Consider the following 22423-nt stretch of genomic DNA (forward strand, 5'->3'; position numbering starts at 1 on the left):
GACCCCCGTAGTGAGGCCGGACGGTGACCCAAGGCCTCCCGAGTGCGTGAGGGAACGTCTCCCTCCCGCCCGCAGGCGCCGCATCCCTGTTCCACCTCAAGACGCCTCTAGAAGCGCCCCTCGCGAACCGGACAATTCGGATAATAATCCTTAAAGGAATGTTGTCAATACCTGCGAAGACCCATATAGCCATGAACTTCGCGACACGTCGCGCGACCAATCGGGATGACACAGCATTCAATCGCCGGCTTTCGCCGCTTCCTGCTCGCTCCCCTGCTCTCGCTCGCCTTGCTCGGCACGGCGCAGGCCGGGGATGCCGCCGCGCGCAAAGTGATCGGCTTCTCGCCGGACGGCGCGCATTTCGCCTTCGAGCACTATACGCAGCTCTATGATGCGACCGAGATCGTCGCCGAGATCCAGGTGATCGACACGCGCACCGACGACTTTGCGAAGGGCACGCCCTTCTCCATTCGCACCAAAGACGATGACGAGCGCGAAGTGGATGCCGTGCGCGCCGAGTTGATGGCCAGGGCCAAGCCGCTGCTGGGCAAGCTTGGTATCACTGAGCCCGGCACGCGCTTCGCCGGCAAGCCATCGATGGATCTGGACGAGATCGGCATCTATCAGATGGACCCGAAGCCGCTCGCCACCACGCAGGCCATCATCTTGTCCGACGGCCGCAAGCTGGCGTTGACGATCTCCGATCAGGCCCTCGGCAAGGCGTCATGTTACGGCGCCGGCGGCCGCGGCACCTTTGGCAGCGTCATCGTCGCCGGCATGAAGCTGCAACTGAGCATCGACGGCGCCGTACCCGTTACATTGGCGCAGGACAAACAATTGCCGAAGCGCCGGCGCTGCGTCACCGCCTATGGGATCGCCGAGGTCTACCATCACCTGGCCAAGGACGGCACGCAGACGCTTGCGGTGCTCGTGGAGACCGTGGACGCGCATGAATTTCACGCCGGGCCGAACCGGCGGTTCATGGCGGTGACGGCGAAGTTGCCGCTGAAATAGCATTCCTGCTTTGGGATCGCCTTGTTTCAGATGCTACGCGAGCATTGCTATCTTGGCGATCGCGCCGACGGCCAGACGCCCCACTCAACAACTGACATCGTGTCTATGGATTCCGGGCCCGCGCAAGAGCGCCCCGGAATGACGGATGAAAGGTCGGCACTTGTATTCTGACTGAGAGAAACAACTTTCCGGAATGACTCGGTCCCGGACAGAACGACCAGGATGGTTCCCGACGCTGCGGATCGCGCAAAGAATGCCGCGGACCGATCAAGGCACCAGTCGGAGCCGCGGCGGCACTACGCTTGCTGACAGTCCAAGTTTCTCGATTTGCTCATCGCGCCAGGTGTCGAGCAGTGGTTGCAATGCTGCGGGGTCGTTTTCCAGCAGATCCAAAACCTGCGTAATCACCGACCGATACCTGTCCTGTCTTTGCGGCTTGTAGTCGGCGAGATCCCGTTCCATGCCGCGAAAGATGTCGGTCGCTTGCTGCAAGTTGCCGAGCAAATAATGCGTCAACCCGAAATCGAGACGAACGGGCATCATGCGGTTGCTCGCCATCCAGGAGATATAACCAAGAAACTCTCGGGGGCCGTGAAGATTCCTTAGGGGTTCGATATGCGGGTTGATTTTATCGAGCACGATTGACGCAGACTCAGCGTAGGCTTTTCTGTCGACAAGAAATAACCCGGCGTGTTCGCCAGAAATCGTATTACTATAATTGAGCGAGAAATATTCTCCCGGGCGATACAATGGCATAACCACCCGGAAGAGCTTCATCTGATTCTTATGCGGCGTGGTGTCGAGAAAAAAGCCGCGAGCGACGTAGACGCTCGGCTTGATAATCAGATAATTCCCGCACACAACCGTCCCCGTTGCGCGGGGCTGGATCAACTCGAAAATTTTCCGCGATCTGCTCATGCTTTAGCCGTGATCCACGAAAAAAGTTCAATTCAATAACCGGTGTATTTGGCAACGCCCCTGTATGCGCTCTCAGTTCATCGGCCCTTGATGCGCTCAGTACCGCGCCTCCGGTCTTTAAGTCGTAGATCGCGATCACGTCACCGCCTACATCCCTCAAAGCTACGTCGGTTCGTATACTGCCGGCAATGCCATATTCGACGACCTCCTTGAAAAGGAAGCTTTGTTCAACTCCGTCCTCGCCAATCCCGGGATAGTCGGCGGCCCTGACCCTTGTGGCAAACGCGACATGCACCGCAATCCCGTATGCTTGCGGCGTTTGATCGGGGATAAATTCTAGTCCATCCATAACTCGGATTAAATCGGCCGATAGCTTCTCGGTTGTTTCGTCGATAGTCGGGATTCCTGTTCGTGCGGTATCCTGCGTAATCGTGGCCGCTATATTTTGAAGGAATTCTTCAGTCGTATTACTGCCATTTCCGCCGAGAAATTCCTCGAACCGCGGGACGCTTGCCAGATCTGCGAATGTTGCAGATACCTGATTTTCGCCCGTCTCGTCGACTGACGCACCTCCACTACCATCGGTCCACATGCCAAGGGCGTCCCGCGGCTGACCGGCGTCGAATCCAGCTTTCCGATTGATCAACCTTCGAAACTTCAATTCCAATTTGAGCCCGCACAATTCGTACCTCAGGCGGGCTAGCGTTCCATCGATCTCGTCCAGTTCCTGCATTATTCCCATTGCAACCTCCACCCTTCTTTCCTAAGACTATAATCTTACAAGATCATAAACCTAGTGTCCAGCCACACTGCGCCGCCCGGGTGCCATGCCGGATGTTTGCGGTATCGTCGGCGGTTTCGCGCCAAGCCCCCTTCTCCGAGGTGGCCTCCCCCGCCCCGATCTGCTAAAGCGCGGCGTAACCCCCAACAGTCAGAGACGTCGATGATCCCTCGCTATACCCGTCCGGAAATGGCCTCCATCTGGGAGCCGCAGACCCGCTTCAAGATCTGGTTCGAGATCGAGGCGCATGCCGCCGATGCGCTGGCGGAACTGGGCACCATTCCGAAGGACGCGGCGAAGACGATCTGGGCCAAGGCGAAGGATGCCACCTTCAATGTGGAGCGCATCGACGAGATCGAGCGCGAGACCAAGCATGACGTCATCGCCTTCCTGACCCATCTGGCCGAAATCGTCGGCCCCGAGGCGCGCTTCGTGCATCAGGGCATGACGTCATCGGATGTGCTCGACACCTGCCTGAACGTGCAGCTCACGCGCTGCGCCGATATCCTGATCGCCGATATCGACCGCCTGCTCGCCGCGCTGAAGACCCGCGCCTTCGAACACAAGATGACGCCGACCATCGGCCGCTCGCATGGCATCCATGCCGAGCCGGTCACTTTCGGTCTCAAGCTCGCTTATGCCTATGCCGAATTCAGCCGCAACCGCGAGCGCCTCGTCGCCGCCCGCAAGGAAGTCGCGACTTGCGCGATCTCCGGCGCTGTCGGCACCTTCGCGCAGATCGATCCGCGCGTCGAAGAACATGTCGCGAAAGCAATGGGCCTCGTGCCCGAGCCGATCTCGACCCAGGTGATCCCGCGCGACCGCCACGCGATGTTCTTCGCCACGCTCGGCGTGATCGCCTCGTCGATGGAGCGCTTGGCTGTGGAAATCCGCCACATGCAGCGCACCGAGGTGCTGGAAGCCGAGGAGTTTTTCTCCGAAGGCCAGAAGGGCTCGTCGGCAATGCCGCACAAGCGCAACCCGGTGCTGACCGAGAACATCACCGGCCTCGCCCGCATGGTGCGCGCCTATGTGACGCCGGCGCTGGAAAACGTCGTGCTGTGGCACGAGCGCGATATCTCGCACTCCTCCGCCGAGCGCATGTTCGGCCCGGACGCCACGGTGACGCTCGACTTCGCGCTCAACCGCATGGCCGGCGTGATCGAGAAGCTGCTGGTCTATCCCGCCAACATGCAGAAGAATCTCGACCGCCTCGGCGGCCTCGTGCATTCGCAGCGCGTGCTGATCGCGCTGACGCAGAAGGGCGCCTCGCGCGAGGACAGCTACAAGCTCGTGCAGCGCAACGCCATGCCGGTCTGGCGCGGCGAAGGCGACTTCCAGACGCTGCTGAAGAGCGATCCCGAGGTGAAGAAATATCTCACCGACGACGAAATCTCCGAGAAATTCGATCTCGGCTATCACCTCAAGCATGTGGACACGATCTTCACACGCGTGTTCGGTACCTCATCCTGAGGAGCGACGTCTTCGTCGCGTCTCGAAGGATGAGCGCCACACGCCATGGTTCGAGACGGCGCCGAAGCGGCGCCTCCTCACCATGAGGACGGAGTCCACTGGCTACATCGTCGCCGTATGCCTGCGGCGCGGTCATCACTTCAGCAAGACGCCAAGCCTGAGCATCCGCCTGCTCGCGGGTCTCGGCGTCGAAGGCGATGGCCATATGGGCGCATTGGTGAAGCACCGCTACGATCGCCGCCGCGATCCCGCCAGGCCGAACCTACGCCAGGTGCATCTGATCCCGTCCGAACTGTTCGACGAATTGCGCGCCAAGGGTTTCACGATCCAGCCCGGCGATCTCGGCGAGAATGTCACAACATCGGGGATCGACCTCGCAGGGCTGCCCACCGGCACGCGGCTGCATCTGGGCACACATGCGGTGATCGAACTCACCGGCCTGCGCGAACCCTGTGTGCTGATGGACCGCTTTCAGCAGGGATTGAAGGCAGCGACGCAAGATCGCGACGCAGAAGGCCGCGCCGTCTACAAAGCCGGCGTGATGGCGATCGTGGTGTCGGATGGCGAGGTTGCGCCGGGCGATGCGATTGAGACTGTATTGCCCGAAGTTAGGCAACGGCCATTAGAGCCGGTGTAGCCAGCCGCGAGCGCGGTAAGCTCCCTCTCCCCGCATCTTGCGCGGGGAGAGGGGTGGGGTGAGGGGCATGGCATTGGCCTGTCCTATGCGTCTCGTTTTCGGATCGAAGATTCCGATCCGAGAGAGAGCAACAAGCGGTGAGCCCGTGCCATGCCCCTCACCCGCCCGGCTTCGCTGCGCTACGCCGGTCGACCTCTCCCCGCGCAGAGCGGGGAGAGGTTAAGAAGGAGCCCAGCCCTTCCCGAAAAAGCCCGAATGCCCCTGTCTTGATTGCCAGACCCGCAGCAACTCCGCAGTAACCATCCTCCCCTAGGCTCTCATGATGCCGACGCGTCCCACCATCCTTGTGTTCGACTCCGGTCTCGGCGGCCTCACCGTCCAGCGCGAGATCGCCAAGGCGCGGCCGGATGCCCGCTATGTCTATGTGGCCGATGACGCGTTCTTTCCCTACGGCCAGCACACCGAGGAGGCGCTGATCAGCCGCGTCGTGCCGCTGATGGGCGAGCTGATCGCTGCGCACCGGCCGGATCTCGTGGTGATCGCCTGCAACACCGCCTCGACACTGGTGCTCAGCCATCTGCGCGCCGCCTATGCCGTGCCCTTTGTCGGCACGGTGCCGGCGATCAAGCCGGCCTGCGCGCGCTCGGTCAGCAAGCGCGTCTCGGTGCTCGGCACGTCAGGTACCGTGAAGCGCGAATATACCCAGACACTGATCCGCGAATTCGGCGGCGGCTGCATCGTCACGCTGGTCGGCTCCGCCGAACTCGCCGCACTGGCGGAAGGCGCACTCGGCGGCCAACGCATCGACGACGCCGACCTGTTTCGCGAGATCGCACCCTGCTTCGTGCAGGACGCCGTCGGTGCCCGCACCGACACGATCGTGCTCGCTTGTACGCATTACCCGCTGTTGCTCGACCACCTCAATCGCATCGCGCCGTGGCCGGTGGCATGGATCGATCCGGCCCCGGCAATCGCACGCCGCGTGGTCGGCCTGATCGGCGATCATCAGCCCGGCGTGCCGCCCGGCGATGCCGTGCTGCTCTACACTTCCGGCAAGCGCCATGCCTGGCCGGAGGCACTGGCGCCGTTCTTCGGCGGACAGGTCGCGGCCTAGCGAGCGCTCGACTTTCCCTTGCGCGCTGCTAGCCTTGCGGCGCGCCGTTCCGAAAAGAGAACGGCAAAGGGAGACCAGCATGCTCGATACGAATTTTTTGAAGAATGGCCTTCTCAAGACACTGCTCGTTGGCGCCGCGATCACGGCCTGCGCCGGTGCTGCCAGTGCACAAGGCATCAAGCGCACGCCGCTGCAGGACGTCAAATATCCCGCCGGCCATCGCATCGTGACGGTCGTGGCTGAACTCGGCCCGAACCAGCTCGCCGGCCGCCATACCCATCCAGGTGTCGATACCGGTTACGTCCTCGATGGCGACGCGACGCTGATCGTCGAGGGCCAGCCGGACCAGGCACTCAAGGCCGGCGATTCCTATGCCGTCCCGGCCGGGATTCCGCATGACGTGAAGACCGGCGACAAGGGCCTGAAGATCATGGCAGTCTATGTCGTGGAAGACGGCAAGCCGGTGGCGACGCCCGCGCCGAAATAACAGGATCCCATGTGACGATGACGACCCCCGCGCCATTTCACGATCTCAAGCAGAAATGGCGCGAGGGGCGCCCCACTTTCGGGGCCATCGCGACCATCCCGTCGATCCAGACCGTGCGCATCATGGCGCAGTCGCTCGACTGGATCATCGTCGATCTCGAACACGGCCCGATCGATCTCAACACCGCCCATGGGATGATCATGGCCACCGCGGGCACGCCCTGCACGCCGCTGGTGCGGATCGCCGCCAACGAGCCATGGCTGGCGAAAGCACCGATGGATTTCGGTGCGATGGGCATCAACTTCCCGATGATCAACAGCGCCGACGATGCGTATAAGGCCGCGCGCAGCCTGCGCTATCCGACCCAGGGCGAGCGGCTGTGGGGACCGTTCCATGCGCCGTTCCGGTGGAACACCGGCATGCCCGACTATATGGCGCGCGCCGACGACAGCATGATCTGCATGATCACCATCGAGCATATCGATGCGGTGAACCGGATCGGCGAGATCATGGCCACGCCGGGCATCGACATCGCGGTGATCGGCGTCGGCGACCTCGCGACATCCATCGGCAAACGCGGCCAGCCGGGCGATCCCGAGGTGCAGGCGCTGGTGGCAAAGGCCGAAGCGGGAATCCTCAAGTCAGGCGTGCCGCTGGGCGGCGCGGCGCTGAACGCGGAGATGGGCAACGCCATGATCGAGCGGGGCTATGTGGCCCTGGCGCTGGGATTCGACTGGTCACTGTTCCAGCGCGGAATCGCCGCCGGATTCGAAGGCATCAGGCGGTAAAACTGCCATTTCGAGGTCGATTTTGCGCCAAAACCGGCCGGATTGGCGCTATAAGCCCGCCAAACGGCAAAACGCCTGTCTTTCAATTGACATAACCGGGCCTTCCCCCTAGAAACCGCCTTGCTCGCGGGCCGTTTTCGGCCCGCGAAGCGTTTCGCACCCGTGGTTCTCCACCCAGCTTTGGGAATGAACCTGTCGGTGCCGAGATTTTCCAGACTCTGGACTGATCACGGTACACAGGAGGGCGCGTCTCCTCACATTGACCATTGAACATCGAGGACGCGATGACAAAGCGTAGTGAAGCTAAATACAAAATCGACCGCCGTATGGGCCAGAACATTTGGGGTCGTCCCAAGTCTCCGGTCAACAAGCGTGAATACGGCCCCGGCCAGCACGGCCAGCGCCGCAAGGGCAAGCTCTCCGACTTCGGCACGCAGCTGCGCGCCAAGCAGAAGCTGAAGGGCTATTACGCCAACATCTCCGAGCGCCAGTTCCACTCCATCTATGTGGAAGCCGGACGTCTCAAGGGCGACACCGGTGAAAACCTGATCGGCCTGCTCGAGCGCCGCCTCGACACCGTCGTGTATCGCGCCAAGTTCGTCGCCACCATGTTTGCGGCCCGTCAGTTCATCAACCACGGCCACATCAAGGTGAACGGCAAGCGCGTCAACATCGCGAGCTATCTCGTGAAGGTCGGCGACGTCATCGAGATCAAGGAATCCTCCAAGCAGCTCGCTTTCGTTCTGGAAGCCAGCCAGCTCGGCGAACGCGACACCCCGGATTACGTCGAAACCGACCACAGCAAGATGACCGCCAAGTTCATCCGCATTCCGCAGCTGTCGGACGTTCCTTTCGCCGTGCAGATGGAACCGCATCTGATCGTCGAATTCTATTCGCGCTAATTTCTGACAGCGCAGACGAGATCAAGGCCCCGGATTTTCCGGGGCCTTTTTTGTTTGGCCTCTGTCCCATCAGCCGTCATTGCGAGGTCAAGGAAAGTTGCATGCAACTTTCCCCTTAGCGTAGCGACGAAGCAATCCAGCCTTCGCTCGTTCACTCTGGATTGCTTCGCTCAGCAAAATCGCAAGACGATTTTGCGGGCTCGCAATGACGGGGTAGCTTGTGGTGTGTAACAACGTGGAATTCCCAATGCCCTTCACTCCTGCTCGCCCCGACCCATCACAGCCGCCGGTCCGCATCAATCTGCTGTCGGACACACAGACGAAACCCACGCCCGCGATGCGCGCGGCGATGGCTGCGGCAGATGTCGGCGATGAGCAGGTCGGCGACGATCCCACGGTGAATGCGCTCTGCGACCGCGTCGCCGAACTGCTCGGCAAGGAAGCCGCCGTGTTCATGCCATCGGGTACCATGTGCAATGTCGCCGGCCTGCTGGCGCATTGCCGGCCCGGCGACGAGATCCTCGCGCATCGCACTGCGCATATCCTCTCGCGCGAGGGCGGCACCCATGCCGCGCTTGGCGGCTTCCAGATTACCGGGCTCGACGGCGCCGATGGCAAGTTCACGCCAGATGCGCTGCGCGCCGCATTGCATCCGCGCACGCGCTACGAGGCAGCGCAGACCGTGGTCAGCGTCGAACAGACTGCCAATATCGGCGGCGGCACCATCTGGTCGAAATCCGATCTCGAAGCGATCGTCACCATCGCGCGTGACCGCGGCCTTGCTACGCATATGGATGGCGCGCGACTGATGAATGCCTGCGTCGCCACCGGTATCGGTGCGAGCAGGATGTCCGACGGCTGGGACTCGGTGTGGATCGATTTCAGTAAGGGGCTCGGCGCGCCGATCGGAGCCGTACTCGCCGGCACGCGCGACTACATTGATGCAGTGTGGCGCTGGAAGCAGGGATTGGGCGGCTCGATGCGCCAGGCCGGCATCGTTGCCGCCGCCTGCATCCACGCGCTGGACCATCACGTCGAGCGCCTCGCCGACGATCACGCCAATGCGCGTGCACTCGCTAGCGGACTGGCCCAGATCGACGGGATCGCCGTTCAGCAGCCGGAGACCAATCTCGTGTTCTTCGATCCCGCGGGCGCCGGCATCAGCGGTGCTGCTATGGTGAAAGCCTTGCGCGCGAAAGGCGTATCGCTCGCCACCATGGACGGCCGCATCCGCGCCTGCACGCATCTGGATGTCAGTGCGGACATGATCGGGGAAACGCTGGGGTTGATCAGGGACGTGGTGCGCGCGGTTTAGCCTTATCCCGACGGCCCTCATGGTGAGGAGGCGCCGCTTGGCGCCATCTCGAACCATGAGATGTTTGGCCCATCCTTCGAGACGCGCGCAAGAGCGCGCTCCTCAGGATGAGGACTGAGTATGTGGAACAGGCACCACGATGACCTGCCCTGCCGCTTACTCCAGCGCCTCGGCGATGATCTTCCGCACGTCCACCTCCATCCGCACCCGCTGCGATGGCGATTGCGCCATGACCAACACGAACATGTCGTTCTTCGGATCGACCCAGAAGAACGTGCCGCCAACACCGTCCCAGCGATATTCGCCGACCGGGCCGGGCTCGCTGGCCAGCTCCTTGGTGCGCACGGCGAAGCCGAGGCCGAAGCCGCTGCCGGCGCCCGGGAAATAATAGTAATCGCGCTTCACGCCGCTCTGCGGACCGACGTGATCGCGCGTCATCTCCGCCACTGTTTCCGGTTTGAGATAGCGCTTGCCGTCAAGCGTGCCGCCATTGAGCAGCATCTGCAGGAAGCGCGCGTAATCCGCCGCCGTACCGACCAGACCGGAGCCCCCCGCCTCCCATTGCATGACCGCCGCGGGATCGTGCATGCCGACCACCGGGCCGACCATGCGGTCTCCCGGAAACGGCTCGGCCACCCGCGAGCGCCGTTCGCCATCGGTGATGTAGAACGAGGTGTCCCGCATCCCCAATGGACCGAACAGCCGTTCCTCCAGAAAATGATAGAGCGATTGGCCGGACACCACTTCGATGACGCGGCCGAGAATGTCGGTAGAATGGCCGTAGTCCCACAACGTCCCCGGCTGCTCGGCGAGCGGAAGCTGCGCGATGCGATCGGCCCAGGACGCGTTGTCCCAGTCGCGGCCGAAGATATCGAGCTGCGCATAACGTTTCCGCGCGGGATCGTCGCCATAGAAACCGTAGGTGATGCCCGATGTGTGCGTGAGCAAATCGGCGATGGTGATCGGCCGCTGCAGCGGCACGAGGCCGAATGTGGCGTGTTCGTCGCCGCCTTTGACGTCAACGCCCACCTTCGTCTTCGCGAAGGCCGGAATATATTTCGCAACGGGATCGTCGAGGCGCAGCCTGCCATCCTCGACCAGCATCATCGCGGCTACCGAGGTGATCGGCTTCGACATCGAATACAGCCGGAAGATCGCATCCCTGGTCATCGGGTGCCCGCTGTCGAGATTACCGAACGTATCGAAATAGACAGGCTTGCCGTGCTGTTGCACCAACACCACCGCGCCGGGAATCTTTCGCTCCGCGACCATGTCGAGAAAATAGCGATCGAGCGCCAGCAGTCTTTCGGCCGAGAATTCGCGCGCAATGGATTGCGGTTTTTCGGCCCGGGCCGGCGGCGAAGGCACGATAACGGTGCCGACGCAGCAGAGCGCCAGCAGCAGGAGTACGGCGCGCCTATTTCTCCAGCGCTTCATAGACCAACAGCTTCAAAGACCTTTGAATGCGCTGTCGCTCCGACGGCGTCTGCTCAAGCAGGATGAAGAAGAAATCCTGTTTGGGATCGATGATGAAGTAGCAACCGCTGGCGCCATCCCATTTCAGTTCGCCGAGCGATCCCGGCGGCGACGGCTTGGCATTGCCGGCATCGGTGCGCACCGCAAAGCCATAGCCGAAGCCGAAACCGTCACCGGGGAAATACAGATAGTCACGGCCGACCCCGGAGTCCTTGCCTATATGATCCGTGGTCATGTCCTTGAACGTGGCCGCGCTCATGAAGCGCTTGCCATCATATTCGCCGCCGTTCAGCAGCATCTGCGCGAACTTGGTGTAATCCGCCAGCGTCGAGACCATGCCGCCGCTGCCGGATTCCCATTTCTGATAGGTGTCGGGGCGGCCCTGTCGTCCGGTGCGAAAATCGCGGTCCCAGGCCATCGGCTTGGCGAGCATGACCTCCTTCGACTTCTCCTTCACGAAGAAGCCGGTGTCCTTCATCCCCAGCGGCCCGAGGAACGCCTGCTCCTCGTAACCGAGCAGCGACTTACCCGTGACGACTTCGATCACACGGCCAAGAATGTCGGTGGAGTGGCCGTAGTCCCACATGGTGCCGGGCTGGTGCTCGAGCGGCAACTGCGCGATGCGGTCGGCGAATTCCTTGTTGTCGAAATCGCCGCTGTAGATATCGGCATTGCCATAGGCGCGGCGCACCAGGCTCTCGCCATAGAAACCGTAAGTGATGCCGGACGTGTGCAGCAGCAGGTCGCGGATCGTCACCGGGCGGTTGGGCGCCACGATGTCCAGCGCCTTCTCGCCATTCTCCAGCTTCTTCTCGACGCCGACCTTGGCCTTGGCGAAAGACGGAATGTATTGCGAGACGGGATCGTCGAGCTTCAACTTGCCCTGATCGATCAGCATCATCGCTGCGAAGGACGTGATCGGCTTCGACATGGAATGCAGCCGGAAGATCGTATCATCCGTCATCGGCTGCTTCGTGTCGGGATCGCGGACGCCGAAGAATTCCTTGTAGACCGGCTTGCCGTGCTGCTGGATCAGGACAATGGCGCCGGGGATCTTGCCGTCGGCGATCTGCTTGCGGAAGAATTCGCCGATCTTCGCCAGCTTCTCCTGCGAGAATTTGGCACCGGCGGGAATGTCGAAGGTGCCTTCGGCAGCAAAGCGATCCTGGGCGAGGACGGGCGATCCGGCGAGCAACAGCGCTCCGCAAAGCAGCGCGCGTAGTCTGTGCCGCAAATTCATCGCCCCTCCTTTTGCCTGATCACAGGAGTGTAACGGCGGGGCGCTCTCAGACAAGGGGAAGTGCGCGTGCGAGCGCGAGGCGATGCAGATCCGCAGATGGCTCGGAAAAGCAGCAGAAGGTGACGGTCGTAACCACCGGTGTGTCTTTCAGCGTCTGGATGACCGAGCCGACCGCAATGGGAGCTGCCCGCGCCGCTGGAAAGCCATACACACCCGTCGAGATGGCCGGAAACGCAACGGAGGCCAGACCATGCGCCTGACACAACATCAGCGCCTGCCGGTAGCAGGACGCCAGCGCCTCATCCTCGCCGGCCTCGCCACCACGCCAGACGGGACCGACCGCATGGATCACATGCGTGGCCGGTAATTTATAACCTTTGGTGATTTTGGCATCGCCGGTCTCGCAACCCTTGAGAGTGCGGCATTCAGCGAGCAAGTCGGGGCCGGCAGCCCGATGGATGGCGCCGTCCACGCCGCCGCCTCCGAGAAGCGACGCATTGGCCGCGTTGACGATGGCGTCAACGCGGAGAGTCGTGATGTCAGCCACGACGACGTCGAGCGTCGCCGTGCCTATTTGTCGACTTGAAATCAGGCGGACGCCGGGGCGGCAATCACGCCCTTCTCGGCCAGCAGGCTCTGCAACTCGCCAGCCTGGAACATCTCACGGATGATGTCGCAGCCGCCGACGAATTCGCCCTTCACATAGAGCTGCGGAATGGTCGGCCAGTTCGAGTAGGTCTTGATGCCGTCGCGCAGATCGGCGGATTCGAGAACGTTGAGGCCCTTGTAGCCGACACCCACGTGATCGAGGATCTGGACCACCTGGCCCGAGAAACCGCACTGCGGAAATTGCGGCGTGCCCTTCATGAACAGCACCACGTCGTTGGTCTTCACTTCGTTCTCGATGAATTGCTCAATGCTCATGTCACGTCCCTGTTCAAGGTCCAGATTCAAGGTCTGGAGTTGGCGGCCCAGCCATCGGGCGCTCGCCCGGTCAGACTTGTCATATATGTAGCCGAATCCGTTCCGCACCCCAAGTCTTATGGACGTGATCAAGAGCCTGAAATCACAGGCATTGGGGCTTATTGCCGGCCCGCCCCGGTCACTTTTCCGCAGTTTTTGCCAAGTCCGGTCCGGCCAAAGATCATATGACGACAGGCCTTTTATAACCAATCGGATGACCTATTTAGGACAGGCTGCTCGGGAACCCATCACCAAGAGCAACGTTCTCTCCAAAATCGGAGACTTTCGTGACGAATCCAGCTTTCGCCAAGAGTTCAGGCACCGCGTCCCCTGCCTCCGAATCCGCCCCCGCAGGCGCACTGGCCCAAAGACTGGGCGACGCCTTCCTGACGGTCCGCAACGAAACCGAACGCCGCGCCGCCCCGCTCTCCCCGGAAGACCAGTTGGTGCAGTCGATGCCCGACGCCTCGCCGGCGAAGTGGCACCGCGCCCATGTCACCTGGTTCTGGGAGCAATTCCTGCTCGGCGATCATGCGCCGGGCTATAAGGTCTATCACCCCGATTACGCCTATCTGTTCAATTCCTATTATGTCTCCGCCGGTCCCCGCCACGCCCGCGCGCAGCGCGGCCACCTCACCCGGCCCGGCGCCGACGAAGTCACCGCCTATCGCAACCACGTCGATGCGGCCGTCATCAAATTCTTCAACGAGACGTCGGACGACAAGCTGACCTCGCTGATCCCCCTCCTCGAAGTCGGCTTCAATCACGAGCAGCAGCATCAGGAGCTGATGCTCCCCGACATCCTGCATGCCTTCGCACAGAACCCGATCCCGCCGGCCTACGATGCCAACTGGCGCTTCCCGACCTCAACCACATCGGGCGAAGCATGGACCACGCTCACCGAAGGCATCCACACCATCGGCCATCAGAGCGAGAGCTTCCATTTCGACAACGAGAAGCCCGCACATCGCGCGCTTGTCGGTCCCGTCAAGCTCGCAAGGAATCTCGTCACCAACCGCGAATGGCTCGCCTTCATGGAGGCCGGCGGTTACGATGAAGCGACGCTGTGGCTGATGGATGGCTTTGCCGCCGCGGCCCGCGAGGAATGGCAGGCACCTGGCCACTGGCGCAAGGTCAATGGCGAATGGCAGATCATGACCCTCGCCGGCCTCAAGCCGATAGATCTCGACGCGCCGGTGTGCCACGTCAGCTATTACGAATGTGACGCCTTCGCGCGCTGGAGCGGCAAGCATCTGCCCACCGAAATGGAATGGGAAGTGGCCGCGCGTGCCGGTCAGCTCAACGACGCCTTCGGCATCGTCTGGCAATGGACGCGCTCCGCTTACGCCGCCTATCCGGGCTACCGCGCCATCGAAGGCGCACTCGGCGAGTACAACGGCAAGTTCATGATCAATCAGCTGGTGCTGCGCGGCTCGTCGCTGGCAACACCGGACGATCACAGCCGCGTCACCTACCGCAATTTCTTCTATCCCCATCATCGCTGGCAATTCACGGGCCTGCGGCTGGCCGATTACGGCAACTGACTTCCTGACATCACGGCGCTTCGAAAGCGTTGAGGAGACTGACATGAACGTTCATGCCCCGTTGGCACTGTCGCTGCTGAATGCCTCGGCCTCCGCATTTGCCGCGGATGTCGCCGAAGCGCTGTCGCAGCATCCGAAAAAGCTGTCGCCGAAATACTTCTATGACGAAGCCGGCTCGGAGCTGTTCGAACAGATCACCAAACTGCCGGAATATTACCCGACCCGCACCGAGCTCGGCATCCTCCGCTCGCGTGGCAAGGACATCAACGCGATCATTCCGAAGAATGCCGCTTTGATCGAATTCGGCGCCGGCGCCACCACCAAGGTTCGGCTGCTGCTGGATGAATGCGACGTCGGCGCCTATGCGCCGGTCGATATCTCAGGCGACTTCCTGCAGGCGCAGGCAGCCGAGCTGCGCAAGGATTTCCCGGGCCTGAAGGTGCTGCCGGTGAATGCCGACTTCACCGCACCGTTCGACCTTCCCGCCGATATCCGGATGATGCCGAAGGTCGGCTTCTTCCCGGGCTCGACCCTCGGCAATTTCGAGCCGCACGAGGCCTGCGGCTTTCTGCGCTCGGCCCGCGCCATTCTCGGCAAGGACGCCTTGATGCTGATCGGCATCGATCTGGAGAAAGACGAGAAGTTGCTGCACGCGGCCTATAACGACGCGGCCGGCGTCACCGGCAAGTTCAACATGAATGTGCTGGTCCGCATCAACCGCGAACTCGGCGGCGATTTCGATCTCTCCGCCTTCACCCATCGCGCGATCTACAATAAGGAACGCCACCGCATCGAGATGCACCTGATCGCCAGGAAGCCGCAGACCGTGCATGTGCTCGGTCGCAGCTTCGCATTCCGTGCTGGCGAGAGCATCCACACCGAGAGCAGCTACAAATACAGCATCGAGCGTTTTGCGACGCTGGCCCGCGGGTCGGGCTGGGAGCCGAAGGCGTCATGGACCGACGCGGACAAGCATTTCTCGGTGCATGCGCTGATGGCGGTGGAGTAGCCTTCTTAACCTCTCCCCGTCCTTTACGGGGAGAGGTCGGATCGCCCTTGCGATCCGGGTGAGGGGCCGGGCACACAATTCCAACGAAGGCATATTCTCGGGTCGGGTCGGCTCTAATCCGCTGTTTGGCCATCTGCACGTAACGCCTGGTCGAGCAGCATCAGCACGCCGTCGATATTGGACAAGACGTCGTTATTCCAGAAACGCACCACGCCATAGCCTTCCGCCCGCAGATACGTGTCGCGAATTTCATCTCGTTTGGATTCTAGGTGTTGGCCGCCGTCGACCTCGATCACGAGGCGCTGTTCCCGACAAACGAAGTCGCAGATATAGGGGCCTATCGCTTCCTGCCGGGCAAATTTAAAACCGCCGACTTGCCGGTTGCGTATGCGATGCCAGAGCTTGGTCTCGGCATCGGTCTGGTTAGCGCGAAGTTTTCGCGAGATCTGAGTGCTACGAACACGACCTCGCATCGCCCCTCACCCGTCTTCGCTGCGCGAAGCCACCCTCTCCCCGCAAGAGCGGGGCGAGGGAAAACTACGCCTCCGGCACGCCCGTCTGCAGCGCCAGCGCGTGCAGGACGCCGCCCATCTGGCCTTTCAGCGACTGATAGACGATCTGGTGCTGGGCGACGCGGGATTTGCCGCGGAAGGATTCCGAAATCACGGTTGCCGCGTAATGGTCGCCGTCACCGGCCAGATCACGGATCGTCACCTGCGCGTCGGGAATCGCGGCCTTGATCATGGTCTCGATATCGCGGGCGTCCATCGGCATTAATCGGGTCTCCAGAAAGGTTCGAATCGCGGCCAGTCGGTGCCGCCTCGGATTGCGAGCCTATCGCGGCTGCCGCATGACGTCACGGCTTTCTAACGATAATCCCTCGCATGCCCCTTTTAAAGGCCGGAGGGATCGCACATCTGAAGAAGTGAAATATGACCGTCACAAGGGTTTAACCATGAAGCTTCCCGGCCCGGACCACCCGATCACCATTGCGCCCGCCGGCAAACACATCCGTGTTTCTGCCGGGGACGTCGTGATCGCCGACACGACCAACGCCCTGAGCCTCAAGGAGGCCAGCTACCCCGCAGTGCTGTATATCCCCCGCGCGGACGCCAATATGGACGCGGTAGCGCGCACCGACCGTGTGACGCATTGCCCGTACAAGGGCGACGCGAATTATTACAGCATCAAGACCGGCGAGAAGGTTCTCGACAACGCGATCTGGACCTATGAGACGCCGTTTCCGGCGATGGCCGAGATCAAGGATTATCTGGCATTTTATCCAGACAAGGTGAAAATCGAGGAAGTGCCTGCGTGATCCTCGGCTGATTGCCGAAGCGGCTTTCGACATTTATCATGACGGCGCGCATCACTGATGCGCCCGGCGACGCCTGTTGCGCGCGGAAGCGAGGGGGCTCGCCGTTCACATGTCAGACCGTAACGCTGCGCTGGATCGCGCCCGCACCTTCGTCACGCTGCTCGTGCTGGCGAACCACGCCGCAGTCGCTTACACCGCCTTCGGGCGCTATTACCCGAACCACTATCTGTGGTCGACCGCGCCGATCGTCGACAGCCAACGCTGGATCGGCTTCAATATTCTGACGCTGTTCAACGACACCTTCTTCATGTGTCTGATGTTCATGCTGTCGGGCCTGTTCGTGTGGCCGAGCCTGAAGCGCAAGGGCATCGCCGACTTCCTGCGCGACCGCGCGCTGCGCCTCGGCCTGCCCTTCCTGGCGATGATCTTCGTGCTGATGCCAATCGCCTATTACGCGTCGTTCAGCCTGTCGACGCACAAGACCGGCTTTGTCGAATTCTACGTCAACAATTTCAAACAAGGCCAATGGTTCGCCGGCCCCGGCTGGTTCATCTGGTATCTGTTGTTTCTTGATCTCGTCGCGATCCCGGTTTTCCTGCTCGCGCCGCGACTGGTGGACGGCATCAACCGGCTGTCGATCCGTGCCTTCGAACGACCGTGGTTGTTCGCCGCCGTGCTCGCCGTCATCGCGGTGATCTCCTATGTCCCATTCCTGTTTACGGTCGGCGCTGTCCGCTGGTTCAGCTGGGGCCCGCTGCAGGTGCAGTTCAGCCGCATGGCGATCTATGGCGTGTTCTTCTTCGCCGGCATGGGCATTGGCGCCGCCAATATCGACCAGGGCCTGCTGGCCCGCACCGGCGCGCTGGCACGGCAATGGCTGTGGTGGACCATCGCCGCCGCCGCCTCCTTTGGCTCGCTCGCTTTTCTCGTCAATTTTCGCCGCATGAAGCTCGCCAATCTCACCGGCGCGCCGCCTTTCTGGTGGCAGTCGAGCTACGGCGTGATCTACGCGGTCGCCTGCACGCTGATCTGCCTCGCGGTGCTGGCGCTGTTCCTGCGCTTCGGCCAACGCGAGAAGAGCATCTTCGATCCGCTGCGCGGCGATGCCTATGGCATCTTCGTGCTGCACTACATCCCGATGCTGTGGCTGCAATATGCGCTGCTGAACGCTCCGCTTGGCGCCGGATCGAAAGCACTGATCGCCTTCGCGGGTACGCTGGCGGCGAGCTGGGCAGCGACAAGGGCGCTGCGGGCGATCCCAGGCGTGAAGCGGGTGCTGTAGCTTCATCACACCGTCCTTTCCGCCTTCCAACATGAACGACGATCTGCAGGACACCAGCATGCGCGCACACAACGGCGACAAGGCGATCAATCTTCTTTTCAACGTCACGCCGGCGCTGTTCGAGGACTATCACGAACCCATTCTGGATGCGCTTCGGCGCCGGAGCATCGACGCGCGAGCCAGTCTCCTGGGTGACATTGCGCATCAGGACGTGGACTACATCATCCACGCGACCGGCGGTCCCATCAGTGATTTCGCCCCTTTCAGCAATGCGCGCGCCGTATTGAGCCTTTGGGCCGGTGTCGAGAAGATCGTCGGCAACGCGACGCTGACGCAGCCGCTGTGCCGCATGGTCGATGACGGCCTACGGCAGGGCATGGTCGAATGGGTCGTCGGTCATACCCTGCGCTTGCATCTCGGGATGGACCGCTACGTCTGTGAAAAACCTCTGACATGGTCGCAGCATGTTCCGCCGCTTGCCACGGACCGATCGGTGACAGTGCTGGGTCTCGGCGAATTGGGATCGGCTGCAGCAACAGCACTTGTGCAACTCGGCTTTCGCGTCACCGGCTGGAGCCGTCGCGCGCGCGAGGTGGCCGGCGTCCGCTGCCTCGCAGGGATGGAGAAGCTGCCGCAAGCGCTGGCCGCGGCGGAAATCCTCGTGGGGCTTCTGCCCCAGACGCCGGAGACCATCGACCTCCTGAATGCCGAACGGCTCGCGCTTCTGCCCAAGGGAAGTTTCATCCTGAATGCCGGACGCGGCACGCTGATCGACGACGATGCGCTGATCGCGGCACTCGACAGCGGACGCGTGGCGCAGGCGACGCTCGATGTCTTCCGCACCGAGCCCGTACCATCAGGCCATCCGTTCTGGTCGCATCCGGGTGTCACGATCTCGCCCCACATCGCAGCAGCAACGCGTGTTGCATCGGCCGCCGAAAACATCGCCGACAATATCGCACGCGCGGAATGCGGCACGCCGCTGATGAATTTGGTCGATCGGACGCTGAGCTACTGAGACGGTTGCACGAACGCTCATGGCCTCCCTCCCCCAAGCGAAGCGCAGTGGGGAGGGTCGGCCGATAGGCCGGGGTGGGGTGTCTCCGCAAACGCCGTCGCTTGTGGCACCCCCACCCGTCCGGCCTTCGGCCGGCCCCCCTCCCCGCAAGGGGGAGGGAAAAGATCAGCGCCTGTTACGACGCCTTGCCGCTCATGTAGTTGGGCAACCAGCTCTCATGCGCATGTACGAGTGCCTTGATATCGACAGCGCGTTCACCGGCAATCGCCACCGCATGTCCGCCAGTCTTGCCGATCTGCACGCAGGGCACGCCAACATTCTTCAGTTTCGACAGCACCGTCAGCAACTGATCTTCCGCGACAGTCACGATGTAACGCGCCTGATCCTCGCCGAACCACCAGGCATGCGGCACCGTCGATGATGGCGCGGCATCGAGCTTGGCGCCGATGCCGGAGGCCATCGCCATTTCGGTGAGTGCCACCAGCAAGCCCCCATCGGCAATGTCATGCACGGCGGTCGCGGTGCCTGCATGGATCATGCCGCGGACCACGTCGCCGTTGCGCTTCTCAGTGGCGAGGTCGACTGGCGGCGGAGCGCCCTCTTCCTTGCCGCAGATGTCGCGCAGATAGACCGACTGGCCGAGCCAGCCCTTGGTTTCGCCGATCAGCAGGATCGCTTCGCCCGGCGCCTTGAACGCCAGCGTCGCGGACTTCGTGAAATCGTCGAGCACGCCGACGCCGCCGATCGACGGGGTCGGCAGGATGCCGCGGCCGTTGGTCTCGTTGTAGAGCGAGACATTGCCGGACACGATCGGGAAATCCAGCGTGATGCAGGCTTCGGCGATGCCCTTCAGGCAGCCGACGAGCTGGCCCATGATCTCGGGCCGCTCCGGATTGCCGAAGTTGAGATTGTCGGTGACCGCCAGCGGCCTGCCGCCGACCGCGGTGATGTTGCGCCAGGCTTCGGCGACCGCCTGCTTGCCGCCCTCGACCGGATCGGCCTCGCAATAGCGCGGCGTGACATCGACCGACATCGCAAGACCCTTGGGGCCGTCCTCGATGCGCACCACCGCGGCGTCGCCACCGGGGCGCTGCACGGTGTTGCCGAGAATGACGTGGTCGTACTGCTCCCACACCCAGCGCTTCGAGCACAGTTCGGGTGTGCCGATCAGCTTCTCCAGTGCATCCGGGATCGACGACGGCGCGGCGATATCACGCGCATGCACGACGGGCAGCACCGGCGACGGCACATGCGGACGATCGTAGAGTGGCGCTTCGTCGCCGAGTTCCTTGATCGGCAGATCGGCCATCACCTTGCCGCCATGCTTCACGACGAAGCGCAGCGTCGGTGTGGTGTAGCCGACAATCGCGAAGTCGAGTCCCCACTTCCGGAAAATATCCTCGGCCTGCTTTTCCTTCTCGGGCTTCAGCACCATGAGCATGCGCTCCTGGCTTTCCGAGAGCATCATCTCATAGGCGGTCATGCCTTCTTCGCGCGTCGGCACGGCGTCGAGATTGAGCTCGACGCCGAGGTCGCCCTTGGCGCCCATCTCGACGGCCGAACATGTCAAACCTGCAGCGCCCATGTCCTGGATCGCGATGACGCAATCGGCGGCCATGATTTCGAGACAGGCTTCCAGCAGCAGTTTTTCGGCGAAGGGATCGCCGACCTGCACGGTGGGACGCTTCTCCTCGGAATCCTCGTCGAACTCGGCCGAGGCCATCGACGCGCCGTGGATGCCGTCGCGGCCCGTTTTGGACCCTAAGTAGACGATCGGCATGTTCACGCCCGACGCCGCAGCAAGGAAGATCTTGTCGGCATCGGCAAGACCGACAGCCATCGCGTTGACGAGGTTGTTGCCGTCATAGCGGGTGTGGAAGCGCGTCTGGCCGCCGACGGTCGGCACGCCGAAGGAATTGCCATAGCCGCCAACACCGGCGACGACGCCTGACACCAGATGGCGGGTCTTCGGATGTTCCGGCGCGCCGAACGACAGCGCATTGAGGCAGGCGATCGGGCGTGCGCCCATGGTGAAGACGTCGCGCAGGATGCCGCCGACGCCGGTGGTCGCACCCTGATAGGGCTCGATATAGCTCGGGTGGTTGTGGCTCTCCATCTTGAACACGATGGCCTGATTGTCACCGATATCGATGACGCCGGCATTCTCGCCCGGCCCCTGCAGCACCCACGGCGCCTTGGTCGGCAGCCCCTTCAGATGGATGCGCGAGGATTTGTACGAGCAGTGCTCGTTCCACATGGCCGAAAAGATGCCGAGCTCGGTGAAAGTCGGCTCCCGCCCGATCAGCTTGAGAATGCGCTCATACTCGTCGGGCTTGAGGCCGTGGGAAGCGACGAGTTGGGGAGTGATCTTTGGCTCGGTCATGGGGTCTCTTGGCTCTGTAAGGCTTCTTCATAGGGAGATCGGAGCATGCGGAAAAGGCCTATTCCGGCCCGTTCCCCGCATGTCCCAAGCTTTGCCCGGGCAACGCCCCTACTGCTCGAAAAACAGCCTGCATAAGGCCCTGCGCCGGCGCCGGATTGCGCCCGCCGGATGGATCGGATTTAACACTTTTCTCAGCCAATCCAAGGAGTTCAGACCGTGAATGTGCCCGCCGATGCCACCATCCCGTTCCACGCCGACGCCTATACCGCGACGGAGGGGGAATTTGCGGGCTGGACCACCTGGAAGCGGGATTCCTTCGAATCGGTCTCCGGCCCGTTCTGGCACAAGGTCGAGGCTGACGGCTCCGTCCGCTGCGCCTTCCGGGTCGAGAAAAAGCACCTCAACGGCATGAAAAACGTTCATGGCGGCTGCTTCATGACCTTTGCCGATTACTGCCTGTTTGCGCTGGCCTCCCGCGAGTTGCAGGGCCCCGGCATCACCATCTCGTTCGGCTGCGAATTCCTCGACGCGGCCCGCGAAGGCGAACTGGTCGAATGCCACGGCGAAATGACCCGGATCGGCGGCTCATTGATCTTCCTGCGCGGAATCCTGAAAGCCGGCGAACGTTCGCTGTTGACCTTCTCGGGCACCATCAAGCGCGTGAAGAAGCGCCCGAAGCCGGCGGCCATCGCGGCGGAGTAATCGGGCGTCGATTGGCGGGCATGGGCGCACCCTGCTAGGTTCGTCGACGACACATGTGG

At 62.2% G+C, this 22423-nt stretch carries 23 protein-coding genes; 14 read left to right on the forward strand and 9 right to left on the reverse strand.

The features are described 5' to 3' along the window. The first annotated feature begins 225 nt into the window (after positions 1-225). Complete coding sequence (locus AB7828_RS10940; protein ID WP_231080056.1) at positions 226-1014, forward strand: DUF2259 domain-containing protein; 789 nt, start codon at positions 226-228, stop codon at positions 1012-1014. A gap of 267 nt (positions 1015-1281) precedes the next feature. Here AB7828_RS10940 and AB7828_RS10945 read toward each other — a convergent pair whose 3' ends face one another. Next, positions 1282-1791, reverse strand: coding sequence for a hypothetical protein (locus AB7828_RS10945; RefSeq protein WP_120292740.1), 510 nt, complete (start codon positions 1789-1791; stop codon positions 1282-1284). Between the two features lie 7 nt (positions 1792-1798). Next, positions 1799-2674 carry a hypothetical protein gene (locus AB7828_RS10950; protein WP_441230140.1) on the reverse strand — a complete coding sequence of 292 codons (876 nt, stop codon included), beginning with the start codon at positions 2672-2674 and terminating at the stop codon, positions 1799-1801. Between the two features lie 201 nt (positions 2675-2875). Here AB7828_RS10950 and purB point away from each other — a divergent pair, with 201 nt between their 5' ends. From purB to AB7828_RS10985, 7 genes are all read left to right on the forward strand, one after another. After that, positions 2876-4186, forward strand: a complete 1311-nt coding sequence (gene purB, locus AB7828_RS10955; protein WP_441230141.1) for an adenylosuccinate lyase — start codon at positions 2876-2878, stop codon at positions 4184-4186. Between the two features lie 82 nt (positions 4187-4268). Further along, complete coding sequence (locus AB7828_RS10960; protein ID WP_441230142.1) at positions 4269-4823, forward strand: MOSC domain-containing protein; 555 nt, start codon at positions 4269-4271, stop codon at positions 4821-4823. A gap of 322 nt (positions 4824-5145) precedes the next feature. Next, positions 5146-5937 (forward strand): glutamate racemase, encoded by a 792-nt coding sequence (gene murI, locus AB7828_RS10965; protein WP_441230143.1) that lies wholly within the window; start codon positions 5146-5148, stop codon positions 5935-5937. A 79-nt stretch (positions 5938-6016) separates the two neighbouring features. Next, positions 6017-6424 (forward strand): cupin domain-containing protein, encoded by a 408-nt coding sequence (locus AB7828_RS10970; RefSeq protein WP_093756467.1) that lies wholly within the window; start codon positions 6017-6019, stop codon positions 6422-6424. A gap of 17 nt (positions 6425-6441) precedes the next feature. Continuing rightward, a complete protein-coding gene (locus AB7828_RS10975) occupies positions 6442-7212 on the forward strand; it encodes an HpcH/HpaI aldolase family protein (RefSeq protein WP_439083165.1) in 771 nt (256 codons plus the stop codon). Positions 7213-7496: 284 nt separating this feature from the next. After that, positions 7497-8114, forward strand: coding sequence for a 30S ribosomal protein S4 (rpsD, locus tag AB7828_RS10980; RefSeq protein WP_089265666.1), 618 nt, complete (start codon positions 7497-7499; stop codon positions 8112-8114). A gap of 247 nt (positions 8115-8361) precedes the next feature. After that, positions 8362-9429, forward strand: a complete 1068-nt coding sequence (locus AB7828_RS10985) for a threonine aldolase family protein (RefSeq protein ID WP_441230144.1) — start codon at positions 8362-8364, stop codon at positions 9427-9429. A 156-nt stretch (positions 9430-9585) separates the two neighbouring features. Here the strand turns inward: AB7828_RS10985 and AB7828_RS10990 are convergent, their stop codons facing one another. The 4 genes from AB7828_RS10990 to grxD are packed head-to-tail and all read right to left on the reverse strand — an operon-like array spanning position 9586 to position 13069. Then, positions 9586-10866, reverse strand: coding sequence for a serine hydrolase domain-containing protein (locus AB7828_RS10990; protein ID WP_441230145.1), 1281 nt, complete (start codon positions 10864-10866; stop codon positions 9586-9588). Beyond that, positions 10847-12145, reverse strand: a complete 1299-nt coding sequence (locus AB7828_RS10995; protein WP_441230146.1) for a serine hydrolase domain-containing protein — start codon at positions 12143-12145, stop codon at positions 10847-10849. Before AB7828_RS10995 ends, AB7828_RS10990 begins: the two co-directional genes overlap by 20 nt. Before the next feature lie 46 nt (positions 12146-12191). Further along, positions 12192-12734: an O-acetyl-ADP-ribose deacetylase gene (locus tag AB7828_RS11000; RefSeq protein ID WP_441232223.1), complete on the reverse strand. Its 543-nt coding sequence runs from the start codon at positions 12732-12734 to the stop codon at positions 12192-12194. Then, the gene (gene grxD, locus AB7828_RS11005) at positions 12734-13069 is read right to left on the reverse strand and encodes a Grx4 family monothiol glutaredoxin (RefSeq protein ID WP_068736311.1); all 336 of its coding nucleotides are present in this window, start codon (positions 13067-13069) and stop codon (positions 12734-12736) included. The genes AB7828_RS11000 and grxD overlap by 1 nt, the downstream gene beginning before the upstream one ends. 326 nt (positions 13070-13395) lie before the next feature. On the opposite strand from grxD, the gene egtB reads away from it, so the two are divergent. Then, positions 13396-14652 carry an ergothioneine biosynthesis protein EgtB gene (egtB, locus tag AB7828_RS11010; protein ID WP_441230147.1) on the forward strand — a complete coding sequence of 419 codons (1257 nt, stop codon included), beginning with the start codon at positions 13396-13398 and terminating at the stop codon, positions 14650-14652. A 43-nt stretch (positions 14653-14695) separates the two neighbouring features. Beyond that, positions 14696-15661, forward strand: coding sequence for an L-histidine N(alpha)-methyltransferase (gene egtD, locus AB7828_RS11015; RefSeq protein ID WP_439064373.1), 966 nt, complete (start codon positions 14696-14698; stop codon positions 15659-15661). 113 nt (positions 15662-15774) lie between these two features. On the opposite strand, the gene AB7828_RS11020 is transcribed toward egtD, so the two are convergent. Continuing rightward, on the reverse strand, positions 15775-16134 hold the full coding sequence (locus AB7828_RS11020) for an endonuclease domain-containing protein (RefSeq protein ID WP_093756474.1): 360 nt from the start codon (positions 16132-16134) through the stop codon (positions 15775-15777). Between the two features lie 64 nt (positions 16135-16198). Beyond that, a complete protein-coding gene (locus AB7828_RS11025; RefSeq protein ID WP_068735968.1) occupies positions 16199-16435 on the reverse strand; it encodes a BolA family protein in 237 nt (78 codons plus the stop codon). 181 nt (positions 16436-16616) lie between these two features. Between AB7828_RS11025 and AB7828_RS11030 the strand changes: the two genes are divergently transcribed. The 3 genes from AB7828_RS11030 (at position 16617) to AB7828_RS11040 (ending at position 19279) form a co-directional block, all read left to right on the forward strand. After that, the gene (locus AB7828_RS11030; RefSeq protein WP_089265668.1) at positions 16617-16979 is read left to right on the forward strand and encodes a DUF427 domain-containing protein; all 363 of its coding nucleotides are present in this window, start codon (positions 16617-16619) and stop codon (positions 16977-16979) included. A gap of 109 nt (positions 16980-17088) precedes the next feature. Further along, positions 17089-18261 carry an acyltransferase family protein gene (locus AB7828_RS11035; protein WP_439064374.1) on the forward strand — a complete coding sequence of 391 codons (1173 nt, stop codon included), beginning with the start codon at positions 17089-17091 and terminating at the stop codon, positions 18259-18261. A gap of 58 nt (positions 18262-18319) precedes the next feature. Further along, positions 18320-19279 carry a 2-hydroxyacid dehydrogenase gene (locus AB7828_RS11040; RefSeq protein ID WP_441230148.1) on the forward strand — a complete coding sequence of 320 codons (960 nt, stop codon included), beginning with the start codon at positions 18320-18322 and terminating at the stop codon, positions 19277-19279. A gap of 175 nt (positions 19280-19454) precedes the next feature. Here AB7828_RS11040 and purL read toward each other — a convergent pair whose 3' ends face one another. Further along, the gene (purL, locus tag AB7828_RS11045; RefSeq protein WP_441230149.1) at positions 19455-21662 is read right to left on the reverse strand and encodes a phosphoribosylformylglycinamidine synthase subunit PurL; all 2208 of its coding nucleotides are present in this window, start codon (positions 21660-21662) and stop codon (positions 19455-19457) included. A 222-nt stretch (positions 21663-21884) separates the two neighbouring features. On the opposite strand from purL, the gene AB7828_RS11050 reads away from it, so the two are divergent. Continuing rightward, positions 21885-22364: a PaaI family thioesterase gene (locus tag AB7828_RS11050; protein WP_441232224.1), complete on the forward strand. Its 480-nt coding sequence runs from the start codon at positions 21885-21887 to the stop codon at positions 22362-22364. Positions 22365-22423 lie beyond the last annotated feature (59 nt).

Source organism: Tardiphaga sp. 215_C5_N2_1 (assembly GCF_052076055.1).
GTDB classification, from domain to species: Bacteria; Pseudomonadota; Alphaproteobacteria; order Rhizobiales; family Xanthobacteraceae; genus Tardiphaga; species Tardiphaga robiniae.